General features: G+C 72.0%; 22 protein-coding genes. 4 read left to right on the top strand and 18 right to left on the bottom strand.

The window, feature by feature from the left end:
* The first annotated feature begins 79 nt into the window (after positions 1 to 79).
* The gene (locus tag ACIBQ6_RS16405) at positions 80 to 1156 is read left to right on the top strand and encodes a hypothetical protein (RefSeq protein WP_397212701.1); all 1077 of its coding nucleotides are present in this window, start codon (positions 80 to 82) and stop codon (positions 1154 to 1156) included.
* A gap of 2 nt (positions 1157 to 1158) precedes the next feature.
* Here the strand turns inward: ACIBQ6_RS16405 and ACIBQ6_RS16400 are convergent, their stop codons facing one another.
* Positions 1159 to 1779, bottom strand: coding sequence for a hypothetical protein (locus tag ACIBQ6_RS16400; RefSeq protein WP_397212699.1), 621 nt, complete (start codon positions 1777 to 1779; stop codon positions 1159 to 1161).
* Between the two features lie 125 nt (positions 1780 to 1904).
* Between ACIBQ6_RS16400 and ACIBQ6_RS16395 the strand changes: the two genes are divergently transcribed.
* Both ACIBQ6_RS16395 and ACIBQ6_RS16390 read left to right on the top strand, forming a co-directional pair.
* Positions 1905 to 2576, top strand: coding sequence for a response regulator transcription factor (locus tag ACIBQ6_RS16395; protein ID WP_352363329.1), 672 nt, complete (start codon positions 1905 to 1907; stop codon positions 2574 to 2576).
* Complete coding sequence (locus ACIBQ6_RS16390) at positions 2573 to 3919, top strand: ATP-binding protein (RefSeq protein ID WP_358291028.1); 1347 nt, start codon at positions 2573 to 2575, stop codon at positions 3917 to 3919. The genes ACIBQ6_RS16395 and ACIBQ6_RS16390 overlap by 4 nt, the downstream gene beginning before the upstream one ends.
* Here ACIBQ6_RS16390 and ACIBQ6_RS16385 read toward each other — a convergent pair.
* The 15 genes from ACIBQ6_RS16385 to ACIBQ6_RS16315 all read right to left on the bottom strand — a co-directional run bounded on the left by ACIBQ6_RS16385 (position 3906) and on the right by ACIBQ6_RS16315 (position 14522).
* Positions 3906 to 4871 (bottom strand): GNAT family N-acetyltransferase, encoded by a 966-nt coding sequence (locus ACIBQ6_RS16385; protein ID WP_397212696.1) that lies wholly within the window; start codon positions 4869 to 4871, stop codon positions 3906 to 3908. The two genes, ACIBQ6_RS16390 and ACIBQ6_RS16385, sit on opposite strands and share 14 nt — an antisense overlap.
* A gap of 10 nt (positions 4872 to 4881) precedes the next feature.
* Entirely contained in the window at positions 4882 to 5232 is a 351-nt protein-coding gene (locus ACIBQ6_RS16380; RefSeq protein ID WP_397212694.1) for a hypothetical protein, read from the bottom strand.
* Positions 5229 to 5606: an SgcJ/EcaC family oxidoreductase gene (locus ACIBQ6_RS16375; RefSeq protein WP_358291034.1), complete on the bottom strand. Its 378-nt coding sequence runs from the start codon at positions 5604 to 5606 to the stop codon at positions 5229 to 5231. Before ACIBQ6_RS16375 ends, ACIBQ6_RS16380 begins: the two co-directional genes overlap by 4 nt.
* 115 nt (positions 5607 to 5721) lie before the next feature.
* A complete protein-coding gene (locus ACIBQ6_RS16370) occupies positions 5722 to 6294 on the bottom strand; it encodes a PadR family transcriptional regulator (RefSeq protein ID WP_397212692.1) in 573 nt (190 codons plus the stop codon).
* A gap of 35 nt (positions 6295 to 6329) precedes the next feature.
* Positions 6330 to 7124 carry an MBL fold metallo-hydrolase gene (locus ACIBQ6_RS16365; RefSeq protein ID WP_397212690.1) on the bottom strand — a complete coding sequence of 265 codons (795 nt, stop codon included), beginning with the start codon at positions 7122 to 7124 and terminating at the stop codon, positions 6330 to 6332.
* Between the two features lie 34 nt (positions 7125 to 7158).
* The gene (locus ACIBQ6_RS16360) at positions 7159 to 7800 is read right to left on the bottom strand and encodes a response regulator (protein WP_397212688.1); all 642 of its coding nucleotides are present in this window, start codon (positions 7798 to 7800) and stop codon (positions 7159 to 7161) included.
* Positions 7788 to 8948 carry a sensor histidine kinase gene (locus ACIBQ6_RS16355; protein ID WP_397212686.1) on the bottom strand — a complete coding sequence of 387 codons (1161 nt, stop codon included), beginning with the start codon at positions 8946 to 8948 and terminating at the stop codon, positions 7788 to 7790. The genes ACIBQ6_RS16360 and ACIBQ6_RS16355 overlap by 13 nt, the downstream gene beginning before the upstream one ends.
* Before the next feature lie 61 nt (positions 8949 to 9009).
* The gene (locus tag ACIBQ6_RS16350; RefSeq protein WP_358291044.1) at positions 9010 to 9426 is read right to left on the bottom strand and encodes a thioesterase family protein; all 417 of its coding nucleotides are present in this window, start codon (positions 9424 to 9426) and stop codon (positions 9010 to 9012) included.
* Positions 9423 to 10040 (bottom strand): TetR/AcrR family transcriptional regulator, encoded by a 618-nt coding sequence (locus tag ACIBQ6_RS16345; RefSeq protein ID WP_358291046.1) that lies wholly within the window; start codon positions 10038 to 10040, stop codon positions 9423 to 9425. Before ACIBQ6_RS16345 ends, ACIBQ6_RS16350 begins: the two co-directional genes overlap by 4 nt.
* A 42-nt stretch (positions 10041 to 10082) precedes the next feature.
* Positions 10083 to 10520 (bottom strand): hypothetical protein, encoded by a 438-nt coding sequence (locus tag ACIBQ6_RS16340; RefSeq protein WP_397212684.1) that lies wholly within the window; start codon positions 10518 to 10520, stop codon positions 10083 to 10085.
* A gap of 11 nt (positions 10521 to 10531) precedes the next feature.
* Positions 10532 to 11251, bottom strand: a complete 720-nt coding sequence (locus tag ACIBQ6_RS16335; protein ID WP_397212682.1) for a DUF6082 family protein — start codon at positions 11249 to 11251, stop codon at positions 10532 to 10534.
* Positions 11252 to 11255: 4 nt separating this feature from the next.
* Entirely contained in the window at positions 11256 to 11870 is a 615-nt protein-coding gene (locus ACIBQ6_RS16330) for a DUF6879 family protein (RefSeq protein WP_358291052.1), read from the bottom strand.
* Positions 11863 to 12132 carry a hypothetical protein gene (locus ACIBQ6_RS16325; protein WP_358291054.1) on the bottom strand — a complete coding sequence of 90 codons (270 nt, stop codon included), beginning with the start codon at positions 12130 to 12132 and terminating at the stop codon, positions 11863 to 11865. Before ACIBQ6_RS16325 ends, ACIBQ6_RS16330 begins: the two co-directional genes overlap by 8 nt.
* Before the next feature lie 128 nt (positions 12133 to 12260).
* Positions 12261 to 14060, bottom strand: coding sequence for a flavin-containing monooxygenase (locus tag ACIBQ6_RS16320; RefSeq protein WP_397212680.1), 1800 nt, complete (start codon positions 14058 to 14060; stop codon positions 12261 to 12263).
* A gap of 36 nt (positions 14061 to 14096) precedes the next feature.
* The gene (locus ACIBQ6_RS16315; protein WP_352363358.1) at positions 14097 to 14522 is read right to left on the bottom strand and encodes a DUF6010 family protein; all 426 of its coding nucleotides are present in this window, start codon (positions 14520 to 14522) and stop codon (positions 14097 to 14099) included.
* Between the two features lie 131 nt (positions 14523 to 14653).
* Between ACIBQ6_RS16315 and ACIBQ6_RS16310 the strand changes: the two genes are divergently transcribed.
* Positions 14654 to 15655: a GlxA family transcriptional regulator gene (locus ACIBQ6_RS16310; protein WP_397212678.1), complete on the top strand. Its 1002-nt coding sequence runs from the start codon at positions 14654 to 14656 to the stop codon at positions 15653 to 15655.
* Here the strand turns inward: ACIBQ6_RS16310 and ACIBQ6_RS16305 are convergent.
* A complete protein-coding gene (locus ACIBQ6_RS16305; RefSeq protein WP_358291060.1) occupies positions 15616 to 16146 on the bottom strand; it encodes a flavoprotein in 531 nt (176 codons plus the stop codon). The two genes, ACIBQ6_RS16310 and ACIBQ6_RS16305, sit on opposite strands and share 40 nt — an antisense overlap.
* A complete protein-coding gene (locus ACIBQ6_RS16300) occupies positions 16143 to 16631 on the bottom strand; it encodes a MarR family transcriptional regulator (protein ID WP_397212675.1) in 489 nt (162 codons plus the stop codon). The genes ACIBQ6_RS16305 and ACIBQ6_RS16300 overlap by 4 nt, the downstream gene beginning before the upstream one ends.
* Positions 16632 to 16648: the final 17 nt, after the last annotated feature.

Below are 16648 nucleotides of genomic sequence, written 5' to 3'. Positions count from 1 at the left end.
CCGCTCTCACGAGAGCGGGGGCGCGCTTCCGCGTTCCGGCCCGTTGACGGTTCACCAAGCGCTTGCTACAAAGCCGAGCATGGCGCTGTCACCGCTCGACGATCACCCCGTGCACCAGACCGCCCAGGTCATGCGGCACGTCGCCACCTCCGACCGCAACTTCTACGACCGCTACTACTTCAACTGCCACGCCGGCACCGACGAGCTCATGCTGATCGTCGGCCTCGGCCAGTACCCCAACCTCGGCGTCACCGACGCCTTCGCCCTCGTAAGGCACGGCGACCTGCACCGGGTCGTGCGGGCCTCGCGCGAGCTGGGCCCCGACCGGATGGACACCAGGATCGGCCCCTTCCGGGTCGAGGTGATCGAAGGGCTCAAACGGCTCCGCGTGATCCTGGAGCCGACCGAGCATGGCCTGTCCTTCGAGCTCGACTGGGAGGGGACGATCCCGGCGACCCTCGAACCCCGCCACTTCCTGCGATGGCAGGAACGGGTGATGTTCGACTCGATGCGGCTCGCCCAGACCGGCCGCTGGTCCGGCAGCATCACCGTCGGCGAGCAGGTGATCCCGGTCACCCCCGACCGCTGGCTCGGCACCAGGGACCGGTCATGGGGCGTGCGGCCGGTGGGCGAGCCCGAGCCGCCCGGCATCCAGGCGAACAACCCCGGCACGTTCTACTGGCTGTACACGCCGATGAAGTTCGACGACCACGCCATCCTGTGCATCATCCAGGAGGACCACCGTGGCCGGCGGCTGCTGGAGGAGGCCGTACGCGTCTGGACGGACGGGCGGGAGGAGGAGTACCTCGGCCGGCCGGACTACCGCCCGGTCTACGCCCCGGGCACCCGGGACGTCGTGGACGCCGTGATCGCCTTCTCGCCGCCGGGCGGCAGGCCGTTCGAGGTGCGCTGCACGCCGGTGCTGCCGGTGCACCTCATGGCCGGCACCGGATACGGGCTGGAGCCGGAGTGGAGGCACGGCATGTACCAGGGGCCGGGGCCGGTCGTGCAGGGGGTGACGTACCGGCTGCCCGACGACGCCGCCAGGATGTGGGGCCTGGTCGACGCCGTCGGCCGCTTCGAGTACGACGGGCTCGTCGGTTACGGGCTGTACGAGTACTGGGCGCTCGGCCCGCACCCGTCGTTCCCCGGGTGAAACTACTTGGCGGGCTCGGCGGGGGCGCACACGATGTGGACGACCTTGCTGGGGTCGTCCAGCTGCACGGCCCCCGGGGGAAGCTCGGTCGCGGGCAGCGCCGGAAGCATCCGCGCCGCCTCGCCTTCGGGAAGGGCGGTGGGCCCGGCCTCGGCATCGGTCAGGGGGGTCGCCGGGACGGCGGGCACGGCCTCGCCCTCGGGAACGGTGGCGCTCGGCGTGGTGGGCGCGGCCTCGGTGCCGAACTGAGGGGCGCTCGGGGCGGAAGGCGTGGTGGGCGCGGCCTCGGTGCCGAACTGAGGGGCGGTCGGGGCGGAAGGCGTGGTCGGCGCGGCCTCGGTGATCGTCCGGGGGGCGAGTTCGATCACGCGGCCCCGCTCGGCCTTGAGCTCCGGCGCGCCGTCCGCCCGCTCCCCCTTCTCGTCGCGCATGACGAACACGCGGGCCGCCGGGCCGCCGGCGAGCTTGACCTCCTTGCCGTCCGGCGTCCGGCAGAGCACAGCCGTGGTCGTGGCGGTGGTGGCATCGGGTGCGGGGGTTCCGTCGGCCAGGGCGGAGCCGCCCAGGCCCGCGAGCGCGAGCACCCCCACCGTGCCGAGGACCGCGAGACGTCGCTTGAACATGCATTCTCCTCAGTGGAATCCATCCGAACGCCCCCGAGCGTGCTCGCCCGCACCTGAAGCGACCCTGAACGCGCCCGAAATGATCTTCAGGTTGGCTTTAGGTTCGCTCAGGCACTCTGGACGTCGTGCGAGTGCTGCTGGTGGAGGACGAGGAACGGCTGGCCGGCCTGATCAAGGGCGGGCTGGCAGGCGAGGGCTTCGCCGTGGACGTGGCCCACGACGGGCGCGACGGCCTGTGGATGGCGACCGAGAACGCCTACGACGTGATCGTCCTGGACGTGATGCTGCCCAGGATGAACGGCTACACGGTCTGCTCCCGGCTGCGCGAGGCGGGCGACTGGACCCCGATCATGATGCTCACCGCCAAGGACGGCGTCTACGACGAGGCCGAGTCGCTCGACAACGGCGCCGACGACTACCTGGCCAAGCCGTTCTCGTACGTGGTGCTGCTGGCCCGGCTGCGCGCCCTGGTGCGGCGCGGCGGGACCGAGCGGCCGGTGACGATCACGGTCGGCGACCTGGTGGTGGACCCGGCCGGCCTGCGCTGCCGCAGGGGCGGGGTGGAGGTCGGGCTGACGCCGAAGGAGTTCGCGGTGCTGCACGCGCTGGCCCGCCGTCCCGGCGAGGTGGTCTCCAAGAGCGAGCTGCTGGCCCAGGCGTGGGATTTCTCCTACGACGGCGACCCGAACATCGTCGAGGTCTACATCAGCGCCCTGCGCAGGAAGATCGACCTGCCGTTCGGCCGGACGACGCTGGTGACCGTCCGGGGAGCGGGTTACCGGTTGGAGGCGGCATGAAGGCGCTGCTCGGACGGCCGACGTGGGCCCGGGTGTCGGGCGGGCTGTCGTCGGTGCGGGTGCGGGCCACCGTCGCGGCGACGCTGGTGGTGGCCCTGGCGCTCGGCGTGGCCGCCCTGGTGCTGGTCATGGCGTTGCGCGGCACGCTGGAGGGCAACGCGGGCGAGGAGGCGGTCAGGCGCGCCGCGGCGGCGATGCCGTACGCGGAGACGGTGCCGATCATGCCGGAGGGGGCGACGCCGGCGGCCACGACGACCGCCGCCCAGATGAGCACGATCATGGTGGACGACCTGTCCGTGGTGCGGCTCGCCGATCCGGACCTCGTCCTGGCCGGCCGCGCCACCGGCTCGCCCGCCCTGTGGGCGCAGCCGGCCGACTACGCCGTCGCCGGTCTGCAGGTGAGCACGCCGACCGGCCCGGCCACGCTCTGGTCGCGGGTCTCCCTGGACGGCGTGCAGAAGGCCGTCCAGGCCCTGTACGGCGCGTTGCTGCCCGGCGTGCCCGCCCTGCTGCTCGTGGTGGCCGGGATGACCTGGTTCTCCGTGGGCCGCGCGCTGGCCCCCGTGGCCGCGATCAGGGCCAAGGTGGCCGACATCACGGCCCGCGACCTGCACCAGCGCGTGCCGGTGCCGGGCTCCAAGGACGAGATCGCGGCCCTGGCCACCACCGTGAACGGCACCCTCGACCGCCTGGAGACGGCCGTGGGCCGGCACAAGCGGTTCGTCGCCGACGCCGCGCACGAGCTGCGCAGCCCCATCGCGACCCTGCGGGCCCGGCTCGAACTGGCCGAGCAGAGCGAGCTCACCCGCGAGGCGCTGGCCGACGTCGAACGCCTGCAGTCGCTGGCCGCCGACCTGCTCATGCTGGCCAAGCTGGACGCCGGCGAGCCGCTGCGCACCGACGAGCTGGACCTGGGTCAGGTGGCGGCCGAGGAGTCGCTGCGCGCCAGGCGGCGGCCGGAGATCAGGGTCGAGCTGGACATCGAGCCGGACGTGGTGCTGCACGGCTCCCGCGCCCACCTCGACCGGCTGGTCACCAACCTGGCCGACAACGCCGTACGGCACGCCGCCTCGGCCGTACGCGTACGGGTGCGCGCCGAGGAGGGCCGGGCCGTGCTGGAGGTGCGCGACGACGGCCCGGGGATCCCGCCGGAGCACCGCGAGGCCGTCTTCGGCCGCTTCACCCGCCTGGACGAGGCACGGGCGAGGGACGCCGGCGGCGCCGGGCTCGGCCTGCCCATCGCCAGGGACATCGCCCACCTGCACGGCGGCACACTCACGTACACGGACGCCGGTTTCGTGGCCCGGTTCCCCCTCGCGGAGGGGGCGCTCAGCCCCGTTTGACGGCCAGGGCGTAGTTCGTGCTGCGCTGGAAAATCTCGAAACCGGCGCGGGAGTAGACGCTGACGGCTCCCGTGGGGTTGTCGGCGTCGACGCCCAGCCCGGTCGTGTCGAACCCCTGCGCGCGGAAGGCGGCCAGGGCGTGCGCGATCAGCGCGCCGGCCACGCCCTTGCCGCGCCACTCCCGGAGCGTCCCGATGATCTGGATCCAGGCCCGGCGCTCGCCGGCCAGCGCGTTGTAGCCCTCGAAGGTGTGGGTGATGAGCGTGCCCACCGCCCGCCCCTCGTGCAGGGCCAGGAACGACGATTCGGGCAGGAAGTTCTGGGAGCCGACGATGTAGTCGCGCCAGCTCTCCGGGGTGTGCGGCACGCTGCCCCAGTGGTCGAGGAACGCCTCGTTGCGGACGCGGCGGGCGCCCTCGTCCAGGTCGGGCGACCAGGTGGTGACGGTCACCCCGGCGGGCGGCGCGACGGCCGGCAGGTCGCCCGACAGCGAGCGTCCCATGTGGGCGAACCAGCGGTTGGCGACGAAACCGGCGCCCTCGGCCAGCGCCTTCAGCCCGAGGTTGGTGTCGGGCGCGTAGAGGTGGATCTCCGGCTGCACGCCGGGGAAGGCCCGCTCGCTCAGCCCCGGCGCCGCGGCCAGGCTCCAGTCGACGATCCGCCGCCCGAGCCCGCGCCTGCGGTGGGCGGGGTGCACGCCGCCCGACAGCCGCATGACGTGGGTGTCGGTGGCGGACTGCCGGGCCGGCAGGTAGCCGTAGGCGACGATCTCGCCGCCCTGCCTGGCCGCGAGCGTCCCCGCGGCCAGGTCGATCAGGCGGTGGCCGAGCTGCTCCCTGACGTCGTCGAGGTCGTGGACCTCGCCCGTGCGATCCTCGGCCTCGATCGCGGCCAGGAGTGCGGCGAGCGCCTCGGCGTCGTCAGGGGTCAGCGGTTCCCACACCAGGCTCATGGCCAGCAGCCTAGGACAGCCTGGCGGAGCACCCCAGTTCTTTCCCTATGCGGCCGATGCCTTCGGCGAAGTCCTTCCTCGTCCGCTGCGCGAACCCGATGAAGAACCGGTTGGCCAGGGGCACGCCCCAGCGTCCCCACTCGGCCACGTTGTAGACGCGGTGCTCCACGCGGGCGCCCTCGGGGTGCGGGAGCACGGTCCACTCGCCCCGGTACCACCAGCCGCCCTGGTAGGCGACGGTGTACCCGTCCTGCTCGACGGTCATCGGGTACGCGGGCAGCGAGCGCGTCAGGGCCTGCCACACCTGCTCGACCGGGGCGCCGACCACCCCGGCCACCTCGGTGATCAGCCGTTTCCTCACGGCTTGCGCACCCGGCTGTTCTGGAAGGAGGCGAACCGCCAGCCTTCCGGCGTGCGCAGCGCGGTCAGCGTGACGACGGACTCCCTGCTCGGGTCGGGCACGCCGTTCACCGACGAGTTGCCGCCGACGATCACCAGCGCGACGTCGTCGGTCAGCGGCCTGACGAGCGGCGCGGGGCCGCCCTCGGCGAGCTTGATGGAGGTCTCGAACAGCGCGCGGTGTGTCTCCTCGATCGCCTTCCTGCCCTGCAGGTGCAGGCCGAAGAAGGTGATGTAGTCGGCGTCCTCGGTGAACAGGCCGGCGTAGGCGGCGGAGTCACCGGCGTTCCAGGTCTCGGTCATCCGCTCCACCAGGCGGGTGATCTCTTCGGACATGGCACAGCTCCTTTCGTCGCGGCGCCTATCCTGGGAGTTGCGCGTCCGGGCAGGGCAGGCGCCGTGTTCGGATGTCCGGCCGCCGGGGTGTTGGCGCACCCCGGCGGCCCTTCTCTCACCCCTCGGTCGTGCTCGTCCAGGCGAGCTCGCCCTGGTCGAGCCGGTCGAGAAGCCTTCTGATCCAGGCGAGCTCGGCGGCGTGCAGCGCCTGCTCGCACTCGACCTCCAGCATGAGGATCTCGGGCAGGCCACTGTCGTGCATGGCCTTGATGTGTCCTTCCATCCCGGCGAGCGTGCCTTCGAGGGTGGCGGCGCGGGTGCGCAGCGCCCGCTGCGCCTCGGGCAGCGGCAGGCAGCCGATCAGCGAGATGGCCGCCACGAAGGCGCGCCGGTCGGGGTCGGGCTGCTCCAGCAGCCGCCGGAGCCGGGTGACCAGCTCCTCGCGGCCCTCCTCGGTGATCTCGTAGACCGTGCGCTCGGGCCGGCGGCCCTCGCGGCCGGTCGCGGCGGGGACGATCAGCTCGTCCCCGGCCAGCCGCTCGACCGCGTGGTAGAGGCTGCGCGGCAGGCCGGTGATGTAGTCCTTGTGCGTGTCGATGATGAAGCGGTGGAGCTCGTAGGGGTGGCTCGGCTGCACCGTGAGCAGGGCGAGCACGGTCAGGTCGACCAGGCTCTTGCGTTGTGCCATGTTGCCTCCCCCTATATTGCAGTTTGCAATATAGCTCACCTGTCGAGCTGGAGGAAGGCCCGCTCGATCGCCTGCCGCGACACCGCCTCCGGGTACGGGAACCGCGTGATCGAGTCGCGCAGCCCCTCCACGTGGGCCTTCGCGGCCAGCTCCGCCACCAGCGCCAGCTCGGCCTGCTGCTCCTGGACGAAGGACCGGCCGACCACCGCGCCGTGCCCCGGCACGAACACCGGCTCCGGCAGCGCGTCGAGCATCGCGGCCGTCGTGTCGGGCCAGTCGAGCGGGTAGGAGTCGCCGAACGCCGGCGGCGCGCCCTCCTCGACCAGGTCACCGGCGAACACCACGCCGGCGTCCGGCACGTGCACGACGATGTCGTTGCTGCTGTGGCCGAGCCCGAAGTGCCGCAGGTGCACCATGCGTCCGCCGATGTCGAGGCTGGCCGAGGTGGTGAAGGTGTGGTCGGGCGGCACGATGGCGATCTCCTCCATCTCCGCCCGGCGGTCCGGCAGCCGTTCGATGACGTCCGCGCGGTGCCGCTCGCCGTAGACGTCGATCTCCTCGACGCACCGGACGTGGCTCCAGATCTCGGCGGGACGGAAGAGCGCGTTGCCGAAGTAGTGGTCGAAATGCGAATGGCTGTTCACGACCGTCCACGGGTGGCCGGTGATCGTCCTGATCGCGTCGATCAGGTCGGCCGCCTCCCGGTGGGAGCTGCGGGTGTCGAGCACCAGGCAGTGCCCGTCGCCCACGATCAGGCCCGTGTTCAGGTCGAAGGACTCATGGCGGCGCACGTAGACCCGGTCGCCGACCTCCTGCCACTGCTCGTTCATGGCAACGAACCTTACTTTTCGGACTTCCCGCCGGTCATCCCTGAAGGTAGGCCAGCACGGCCAGGACCCGGCGGTGGCCGTCGGACTCGGGCGGCAGGTCGAGCTTGGTGAAGATGCCGGCGATGTGCTTGGCCACCGCGGCGTCGGTGACGACCAGCTCCCTGGCGATCGAGGCGTTCGCGCGGCCCTCGGCGATCAGGGCGAGCACCTGCTGCTCGCGCGGGGTGAGCCGGGCCAGCGGGTCGCGCCGCCGGCGCAGGAGCTGGCGCACCACCTCCGGGTCCACGACCGTGCCGCCCGCGGCCACCCGGTCGAGCGCGTCGACGAACTCGCGCACGTCGCCGATCCGGTCCTTCAGCAGGTAGCCGACGCCCACGCCGTCGCCGGACTCCAGCAGCTCGGCCGCGTACGTCTGCTCGACGTACTGGCTGAGCACGAGGACGGCCAGCTCGGGGTGACGGCGGCGCAGGCCGAGCGCGGCGCGCAGGCCCTCGTCGGTGAAGTCCGGGGGCATGCGCACGTCGGTCACCACGGCGTCGGGGCGGTGCTCGGCGACCGCCGCGACCAGGGCTTCGGCGTCGCCGACCGAGGCCGCCACGGTGTGGCCGAACCGTTCGAGCAGCCCCACCAGCCCCTCGCGGAGCAGCACGGCATCCTCGGCGATCACGACGCGCACGGAATCTCCACTCGTACCAGGGTCGGGCCGCCCGGCGGGCTGGACACCGACAATCTTCCCGCCACCACGGCCAGCCTGTCGGCCAGGCCGGTCAGCCCGGTGCCCCTGGCCGGGTCCGCGCCGCCGACGCCGTCGTCGCGCACCTCGACGGCCAGCGTGCCGGCCGTCGTCCGGGCGGTGACCGTGGCCCTGGTGGCTCCGCTGTGCCTGGCCACGTTCGCCAGGGCCTCGCTGACCACGTAGTACGCGGTGACCTCGACGGGCGCGGGCAGCCGTCCCAGCTCGTCGGCGTCAACGTCCACGGGGACGGGCGAGCGTCCGGCCACGTCGCGGATCGCCGCGCCCAGCCCGCGGTCGGTGAGCACCTGCGAGTGCACGCCCCGGATCAGCTCGCGCAGCTCGGCCAGCGCCTGCCTGGCCTCGTCGTGCGCCACGTCGAGCAGCCGGGCCGTCGGCGAGTCGTCGGGCACGTCCAGCCGGGCGAGGCCGAGCGTCATCGACAGCGCGACCAGCCGCTGCTGCGCGCCGTCGTGCAGGTCGCGCTCGATCCTGCGGCGTTCGGTCTCGAACGCGTCCACCAGGCGCGCCCGGGACCGCACGACCTCGCCCAGCTCCGACCCGGCCGGCGCGAGCACCGCCCTGGCCATCGCGCCCCGCGCCCCGCCCCAGGCCGTGATCGTGTACGCCGCCACCGGCAGCAGCAGCACCCCCGCCACGCTCGCCACGGCGCCGAGGGCCGGCCCGGCCTCCGGCTGGACCACGGGCGACAGGATCAGCAACACCGGCCCTCCGACGGTGAACCCCAGCATGACCAGGTCGATCCACCACATCGCGAACACCGTCATGACCGCGACCCCGATCTCCCGCCGGCGCCGGTCGGGCACCGGCGGCAGCGGCACGGTGTCCACCAGGCGCAGCCGCACCCGTTCGAACCGCGCGATCAGCGGCACGACCAGCGCCAGCAGCACCGGCACGAGCAGCAGGCCGGCCTGCGGCCCGGCGAGCCCGACCGCGATGACCCCGAGGGCGACGGCCGCCCCCGGGACCACGCTGCCTACCAGGTACGCCACGCACCGCCACGGCCAGGCCGACCGGAGGAAGGCGGGCGGCCGCTGCGTGAGCGCTTCGAGCGCGGTCCTGTCTCCCACCCGGTGACCGTATCCGGGGCCGGGAACGGCCCGCAGTAGTGCAGGGTCTACCGTCGGCGGCTCAGCCCGCCATCAGCGGCTCGGCGGCGGTACGCAGCTCGGCGCTGAACGGCGTGGGCCGGAAGGTCTGCGGATCGAGGTTGACGTTGACGCGGTAGCCCTCGGCGTGCACGACCGAGCGGTCCTGCGACAGGACGCGGAAGCCGTACACGCCGCTGGTGCGGCCCATGCGGTCGATCCAGAAGTCGACCTGCACCTCGCCCGCGCCCATGACCGGCGCGTTGTAGGTGATCTTGAACTCGCGGACGGCCAGGTAGAGGTCCTTGAACTTGGAGATCGCCGGGTCGAAGCTCCAGCCCCGCTCGGCCCAGTAGGCGGAGATCGCGCGCTCGACCAGCAGGGCGTAACGCGAGTTGTGCAGCAGGCCCATCGCGTCGAGGTCGTCGAAGTGCACCTGGGCGGGGCGGGTCTGGGTCACGCGGACTCCTTCAGTCGGTCGTGGACGGCTCGGCGGGCCCGCTCGTAGGCGGCCTCGCCCCTGCCGAGCAGGCGGGTGTGGGTGACCGCGGCCTCGCCGAGGGCGTCGATCTCGTACGCGAGCTGCGCCGGGTCGGTCTCCGGGGGCAGCTCCCCCAGCTCGACCGCCTCCCGGACCAGCCGCTCGATGAACCTCAGCCAGTCGGCCATCGACTCGGCCACCCGGTCCCTGACCGGGCCGGGACGGTCGTCGAACTCCACCCGCGCCGTGTAGAAGAAGCACCCGCCGGGCAGGACGCCTCTCTCGTAGAACCGCAGGCGGGCCTCGTGCAGGGCCAGGACGCGGGCCACGCCGGGAGGGGCCTTGAGCGCGGGCTTGACGATCTCGTCGGTCCATTGGCGGACGGCCCACTCGATGGTGTCGAGCTGAAGTTGCTCTTTATCCCTCCAGTGGGCGAAAAATCCGGATTTGCTGACTCCGGCGGCTTCTGCCAGCCGGCCGAGGGTCAGCCCGTCCAGACCGTGCACCGAGGCCAGTGACACGGCCTGCCCGAGGATCGCCTCACGGCTGCGCTGCCCGCGCGCCCGGCGACCGTCTTCCTTCACGTCGGCCATGCCGCCAGCATACATTAACGACCGATCGTTCAGATTGCTGGGTCAGATCCTTCCGGAGCGCACCCCGTCAGCCCCTTCCGGAGCGCACCCCGAGATCCTTCCGGAGCGCACCGCGACCGCGTCGAAGATCCGGACCGCCGCCGCGGCGTCCGCGTCCGCGAGCGGGCAGTCGAGCTGGGGATCGTTGCCGTCGAGCCCCGACTCCCGCTCGACGATCCGCGCCACCTGGTACATCAGGTCCACGACCCGGCCCGCGGCCTCACCGTGCCACCAGTAGGGCACGCTGATCCCCCAGCCGCCCGCCCAGTGGTCCACGGAGATGCCGGTGCCGTCGTGTTCGAGCTCCCAGTTGGGCGGGTCCTCGAAGACCGTCACGTCGCCGAGGAGCGCGCGGGCCTGGGTGACGACGTTGTTCCAGGCCACCAGGTCCGGCGGGCGCGGCTCGTCGTCCTCCGAGCCGAAGTACAGGTCGTAGCTCATGGTGGACGAAACTAGCGCCCACCCTTGACGAATCCACGCAAAATCCGCCGAACGACAACAACCAGCGCGAGCGCCACCCCGACCCCCACCACCACAGAACTCCCCCCGCGGGCGGCCTGTGCGGCCACGGGCGCCGCCCCGCCGGCGGTGACCTCCGAGTAGACGTCATCGATGATCAGGTTGAACCGGCGTTCCCTGCGCGACCCGGCGCTCGTCGTCCGCAGCGTCCGGGCCTGCCGCCAGAAGTCACGCCCGATCGGCCCGGCGAGCACGGTGGCGGCGATCTCCCGCAGGTGCGCCTCGGTGATCGAGCGTAGCTCCCACATCAGCAGCCAGTGGTTGAGGATCATGTTCACGTACAGGTGGGCCCGCTGGCCCTCCTCGTCGCCGGAGGCGAAGAACGCCCCCCAGCAGGCCCGGTAGAGCGGGTCGTCCATCGCCATCTTCATCAGGTCGCCGTGCAGCGTGCGCAGCGCCTGCTCCCTGGCGGACTTGGCCTCCCTGGCCTGGAGCACGAGCGAGAACGCCACGCCGATGAGCGCGAGGACGGCCAGGATGGCCGAGGCCGCGCCGTACGTCTGGCCGATGTCGCCGAGCACCGACCAGTCGCCGCGGCTGCGCCCCAGGGCGGCCAGGAAGAACGGCGAGGCGACGACCAGTCCGGCAGCGGCGACCACCGACAGCAGGAGCAGGATGGTCACCCAGTAGCGCCCGAACGACCGCCTGTTCACCGGGCTACAACGTGGCGGAGTGGCGCAGGGGCGGGGGGAGGACGTCGCGTTCGGCGGTCATGTACGGAATGAGCTCCACCCCCTGGCCGAAGAGCTTGTCCATGTCGTCTCCGCAGCTCTCGATCAACGACCGGTCGACGATCTTGCGCGCTCCGGTCAGTGTGCCGTCCTCGCTGTAGAGCACCTCGTACATGACCGCCGAGTCAAGGACGACCAGCTCAGGCAGCGGCCCGGGGAAGCCGAGCGCGGGCAGGCGGTCGGCTTCGAGCACGCGGATGTGCTCACCCGCCAGCGCCCGCAGACGGATGTAGTAGAGCTCCCACTGCAGGTAACGGCTGAAGGGCCGCTCGACGAGCCGGACGCGCCGCATCGCGAACTCCCCCGCCTCGCGCAGCGGCTGCTGGATCTCGTGGCGACGCTCGTCGATGAGCCTGATCGCCTCGCCCCAGTCGCCGGCGTCGAGGGCCAGCCAGCTCGGCTCGTCCGGCTCGCGGTAGCTCTGGCGGGTCTCCAGTTTCCAGAAGACACGTTCGAGCCCGCGGAAGTACGGCCAGAAATCGGAGAAATACTCATCTGGAGTGAGCAGCTGGGACTGCGCCGCAGCGACGTTTCTAAGCATCAGGGATATCCGGCTTGGCGGCTACGAGCATCTTGCGAGGAATGACGACCAGTCGTTCGTCTCGGGCAATACTAACCCCCGCGGGCAGGCGGCCACGATAACTCTCCGTGAGGTCGCGCCCGATCACCGCTATATCGCCGTTGGAAAGCTCCCAGATGTCAGGACATGAGGGACTTGCCGTGGTATCGCCGAGCTCAAGGGCCGACCTCCCAAGGCGTCGTCGCAGTTCGGCCGATGCGTCAGCTTCCCATGGACGCGCCACGGCAAAACCTCTTTTCCCTGGTGGCGTTACGCATGAGTGTGACATCGAATGCCATGACGGACAATGTCCCTGTCACGGAAGAGTGAATTCACTGCGGCGGCAGTAATGTTTTCGCGGTGAGCGCCGGATCATTCTCCCTCTGCGCGCTTGCGGAACTCCAGCCCCTCGAACGCCCCCGACGTGCGCCAGCCGTCGATGTAGGCGAAGTACGCCATCGCCCCCTGTGGATGGCCGATGTTCAGCCGGCCTTTCATGCCGGCGTCGCGGCCCTCGTTGTTGTAGTAGCCGGGGGTGCAGTCGGCGGAGGCGCCCAGGATGCTTCCGGGGCCCGACAGCAGCAGCTCGATCCAGGCGTCCTCGGCCTCCCGGGTCGCCTCGACCTCCTCGAAGCCCTGGTCGAGCGCGTGGCTGACGATCGTGGCGATGGTCCGGCCGGCCTCGGTGAGGTTGTGCGGGATGTTGGAGATGAGGTTCGCGCCCTGCGTGGGCTGGACGACGAAGACGTTGGGGAAGCCGTGCACGTGGATGCCGTGCAGAGTGCGCATGCCGTCCGCCCAGCGGTCGGTGAGCCGGAGGCCGTCGCGGCCGGTCAGCTCGTAGCCGGCGCGCCGGGTGTAGTCGGTGGTCACCTCGAAGCCCGAGGCGTAGATGACGCAGTCGACCTCGTACTCGACGCCCGCGGCCACCACCCCGCGCGCGGTGACGCGCTCGACGCCCTTGCCGTCGGTGTCCACCAGGCGGGTGCCCGGCACGTTGAAGGACTGCAGGTACTCGTCGTGGAAGCAGGGACGCTTGCAGAGCTGGCGGTACCAGGCCTTGAGCTTCGCCGCGGTCTGCGGGTCGGCGACGATCGCGTCGACGCGGGCCCGGATCTCCTCCATCTTCTCGAAGTCGGAGTCCTCGTACGCCTGCGCCATCTTCTCCGGGGTCAGGTCCTCGGGCGGCAGGGCCGCGATGCGGGCGCGGACGCGGCGGGCGATGTCGGTCCAGCCGTCCATCACCAGGTCCTCGTCGACCAGGCCGCCGGTCTGGTTGCCGGTGAAGTTCTCCAGCCAGCGCTGCTGCCAGCCGGGGGTGGCGATCCCGGCGAACCAGGCGGGATCGGTGGGCCGGTTGTCGCGTACGTCCACCGAGGAGGGGGTGCGCTGGAACACGTACAGCTCGGCGCAGGCGCGGGCCAGGTGCGGCACGCACTGGACGGCCGTCGCGCCCGTGCCGATGACGGCGACGCGCTTGTCCGCCAGCCGGTCCATGGGCGCGCCCGTGGGGTCGCCGCCGGTGTAGGCGTAGTCCCAGCGGCTGGTGTGGAACGAATGCCCGCGGAACTCGTCGATGCCCGGGATGCCGGGGAGCTTGGGCACGTGCAGCGGGCCGATGCCCATGACCACGAACCGGGCGGTGAAGGCGTCGCCGCGGTTCGTCCGGACGGTCCAGCGCGACCGGGACGCGTCCCACTCCAGGTCCTGGACCTCGGTGTGGAAGAGCGCGTCGTCGTACAGGCCGTAGTGCTTGCCGATGCGGCGGCAGTGTTCCAGGATCTCGGGCGCGTGCGCGTACTTCTCCGTCGGCATGTGGCCGGTCTCCTCCAGGAGCGGCATGTACACGAATGACGCGGTGTCGCACTGGGCTCCCGGGTAGCGGTTCCAGTACCAGGTGCCGCCGAAGTCGCCGCCCTTCTCGACGATCCGCACGTCGCCGACCCCCGCCTCCCTGAGCCGAGCGCCGGTGACGAGCCCGGCGAACCCGCCGCCGACGACGGCCACCGTCACGTGGTCGGTCTTCGGTTCGCGCTCGGTCCTCGGCGTGTACGGGTCGTCGAGGTAGTGGGCGAAGCGGCCGGTGAGGCGGACGTACTGGTCGTCGCCGTCCGGGCGGAGCCGCTTGTCGCGCTCTTCGAGGTATTTACGGCGGAGGGCTTCTTTGTCCATACGTCCTCCGGGGACGAGGTTCCGAATTCCAGAATGTCATTCGCGAATCTCGTTCGACAAGGCCCGCGGACGGGCGAAGCGGGCCCGCAGCCGGCCGAGGACCGGCGGACCGCCCGCGAAGCACCACAACGCGATCACCGGATCGCAGATGGCGCAGCCGAAGGAGGAGTCCGCGGCGAAGGGCAGCAGCGGGCTGCCCTGGAGGTGGTGCAGCACGTCCCAGGCGGTGTGCAGCAGCCAGCCGATGCCGATGAACGTCCAGCTCTCCAGCCCGCGGTAGGCGACGTACGTCATCACGACCGGCAGCAGGAACTCCCAGTAGCCGAGCCCGCCGCCGCTGAGGTAGGCGGCGCCCGCGCCGGCCACCAGCACGGCGTTGGCGCGGCGGCCGTGCGGCTCGGGGATCAGGGAGACGAGGGAGACGGCGACCAGGCCGATCAGGATCGGCATGAGGATGGACATGGGGCACTTCCTGCCGGTTTCGAGGGGAACGCAGCCAGGCTAGGCGGGCCGTCCGGACCGTCACAGTGGCTGGTTCGACAAACACCGACGAGTTCCCGCCAACCGCCCGCCGCCTGGCCTAGCGTGGCCGCATGCACACTGTGGCGGTCCTGGCCCTCGATCACGTGGTGGCGGCCGACCTGGCGATCCCGGTCGAGGTGTTCGGCCGTGCCCGGCTGGCCGACGGGAGCCGCCCGTACCGGGTCCAGGTGTGCGCGGCGACGCCGCAGGTGCCCGCCGACGCCTTCACGATCGTCGCGCCCCACGGCCTGGAGGCGCTGCGCACCGCCGACACGATCATCGTGCCCGGCTGCTCGGAGCAGGCCGTCCCGCCGGGGCCCGAGGTGCTCGCGGCGCTGCGTGACGCGGCCGCCGCCGGCACCCGCGTCGCCTCCATCTGCGTGGGGGCCTTCACCCTGGCCGCGGCCGGGCTGCTCGACGGGCTGGGCGCGACCACCCACTGGATGGCCGCCGACCGGCTGGCCGAGCTGTTCCCCGACGTCGACGTGCGGCCCGACGTGCTCTACGTCGACAACGGCCAGATACTGACCTCGGCCGGCGCCGCCGCCGGGCTCGACCTGTGCCTGCACCTCGTCCGGCGTGACTTCGGCTCGGCGGTCGCCGCCGACTCGGCCCGCCTGTCGGTGACGCCCCTGGAGCGGGAGGGCGGCCAGGCCCAGTTCATGGCGCACACCCGGCCGCCCGTGCCCCAGGGCTCGCTGCTGGAGCCGGTGCTGGCGTGGATCGAGGACAACCTCGACGGCAGGGTGACCCTGGCCGCGATGGCCGCGCACTGCGGGATGAGCGAGCGCACGTTCGGCCGCCGGTTCCGCGAGCAGACCGGCACCACGCCGCTGCAGTGGCTGCTGCGCGCCCGGGTGCGGCGGGCGCAGCTCCTCCTGGAGACCACCGACCACGGCGTGGAGCGGATCGCCGCGCAGTCCGGGTTCGGCTCGGCGGTCGCCCTCCGCGAGCGGTTCAAGCGGGTGGTCGGCGTGCCGCCGCAGTCCTACCGCGCCTCTTTCCGGCCTCTCGTCACGGACAAGGCCTCTCGTCACGGACGCAGCGCCGCGAGCGCGCTCTCCCAGACGTAGGTGTCGTTGCCGTCGCCGGCGCTCGGCGTGTGCGGCTCGAACTGCCCCGGCCCGATCAGGACGCGCACCCCCTCCGACCGCAGCTCCTCGACGCTGCGCCGGAAGGGCGCGCGGGCGGCGAGCGCGCTGTTGACGAACGGCAGCACGACCACGGGGATGCCGAGCCCCGGAGCCTCGGCCAGCAGCCCGAGCGCGTAGGTGTCGGCGACGCCCATGGCGAACTTGTTGATCGTGTTGTACGTGGCCGGGGCGACGATGATCGCGTCGGCCCTCGGCGGCCTGGGCTCGTGCGGCTTGCGGTAGCGGCTGCGGACCGGGCGCCCGGTCAGGCGCTCCAGCTCCGGCACGTCGACGAAGCCGAGCGCCGACGGCGTGGCGACGACCTGGACGTCCCAGCCCTCCTCCTGGGCCGGGACGACCAGCCTGGCCACGTCGCCGGCCGGGCCGGCCGCGCACACGATGACATAGAGACTGCGTGCCGGTGTCTTCACGGTTGAGATCGTAGGACGCCAGCAGCCCCCTCGACCGCGCGTACGCGGGCGGCGACCTCCGGCGTGAGGTGGCGGGCCAGCACCTCCAGGGCGGCGGTGACCTCGCCGACCGCCTCGGGGGCCGGATCGGGCAGGGCGGCGGCGAGGGCGTCGTCGATCGTGGCGGCCCTGACCTCGGCGACCCGGGCGGAGGGCGTCGCCGCGGGACGGATGAGCCGCCGCCGCCGGTCGGCCGGATCGGGCACGCCCTCGATCGACCCCGTGGACTCCAGCCGGGCGACGGCCGTGGACACCTGGCTCTGCGGCAGGCCGGTCCGCGCCGCGATCTCGCTGACCGTCGTGCCGGGGTGGGCGACCACGTCGCCGAGGACGACGAGCACCGTACGGACCGAGCCCCGGGGGCCGTCGCCCTTCGGCTGGGGCATCGCCTGCTCGCCGATCTTCATGAGGGTGCGGCCGAGCAGAAACAGTTCGACTCCGTTCATGAAGTCATGATACATCT

It is taken from the genome of Nonomuraea sp. NPDC049655, from assembly GCF_044465465.1.
Classification (GTDB): domain Bacteria; phylum Actinomycetota; class Actinomycetes; order Streptosporangiales; family Streptosporangiaceae; genus Nonomuraea.
This window is presented reverse-complemented; position numbering and strand designations above follow the sequence as displayed.

Excerpts from the sequence above, each read along its gene's own strand:
- ACIBQ6_RS16345 (WP_358291046.1), bottom strand. The coding sequence starts at position 10,040 with ATGGCCGACGTGAAGGAAGACGGTCGCCGGGCGCGCGGGCAGCGCAGC.
- ACIBQ6_RS16320 (WP_397212680.1), bottom strand. The coding sequence starts at position 14,060 with ATGGACAAAGAAGCCCTCCGCCGTAAATACCTCGAAGAGCGCGACAAG.
- ACIBQ6_RS16340 (WP_397212684.1), bottom strand. The coding sequence starts at position 10,520 with ATGAGCTACGACCTGTACTTCGGCTCGGAGGACGACGAGCCGCGCCCG.
- ACIBQ6_RS16385 (WP_397212696.1), bottom strand. The coding sequence starts at position 4,871 with ATGAGCCTGGTGTGGGAACCGCTGACCCCTGACGACGCCGAGGCGCTC.
- ACIBQ6_RS16375 (WP_358291034.1), bottom strand. The coding sequence starts at position 5,606 with ATGTCCGAAGAGATCACCCGCCTGGTGGAGCGGATGACCGAGACCTGG.
- ACIBQ6_RS16365 (WP_397212690.1), bottom strand. The coding sequence starts at position 7,124 with ATGAACGAGCAGTGGCAGGAGGTCGGCGACCGGGTCTACGTGCGCCGC.
- ACIBQ6_RS16315 (WP_352363358.1), bottom strand. The coding sequence starts at position 14,522 with ATGTCCATCCTCATGCCGATCCTGATCGGCCTGGTCGCCGTCTCCCTC.
- ACIBQ6_RS16390 (WP_358291028.1), top strand. The coding sequence starts at position 2,573 with ATGAAGGCGCTGCTCGGACGGCCGACGTGGGCCCGGGTGTCGGGCGGG.
- ACIBQ6_RS16405 (WP_397212701.1), top strand. The coding sequence starts at position 80 with ATGGCGCTGTCACCGCTCGACGATCACCCCGTGCACCAGACCGCCCAG.
- ACIBQ6_RS16400 (WP_397212699.1), bottom strand. The coding sequence starts at position 1,779 with ATGTTCAAGCGACGTCTCGCGGTCCTCGGCACGGTGGGGGTGCTCGCG.
- ACIBQ6_RS16310 (WP_397212678.1), top strand. The coding sequence starts at position 14,654 with ATGCACACTGTGGCGGTCCTGGCCCTCGATCACGTGGTGGCGGCCGAC.
- ACIBQ6_RS16300 (WP_397212675.1), bottom strand. The coding sequence starts at position 16,631 with ATGAACGGAGTCGAACTGTTTCTGCTCGGCCGCACCCTCATGAAGATC.
- ACIBQ6_RS16330 (WP_358291052.1), bottom strand. The coding sequence starts at position 11,870 with ATGCTTAGAAACGTCGCTGCGGCGCAGTCCCAGCTGCTCACTCCAGAT.
- ACIBQ6_RS16370 (WP_397212692.1), bottom strand. The coding sequence starts at position 6,294 with ATGGCACAACGCAAGAGCCTGGTCGACCTGACCGTGCTCGCCCTGCTC.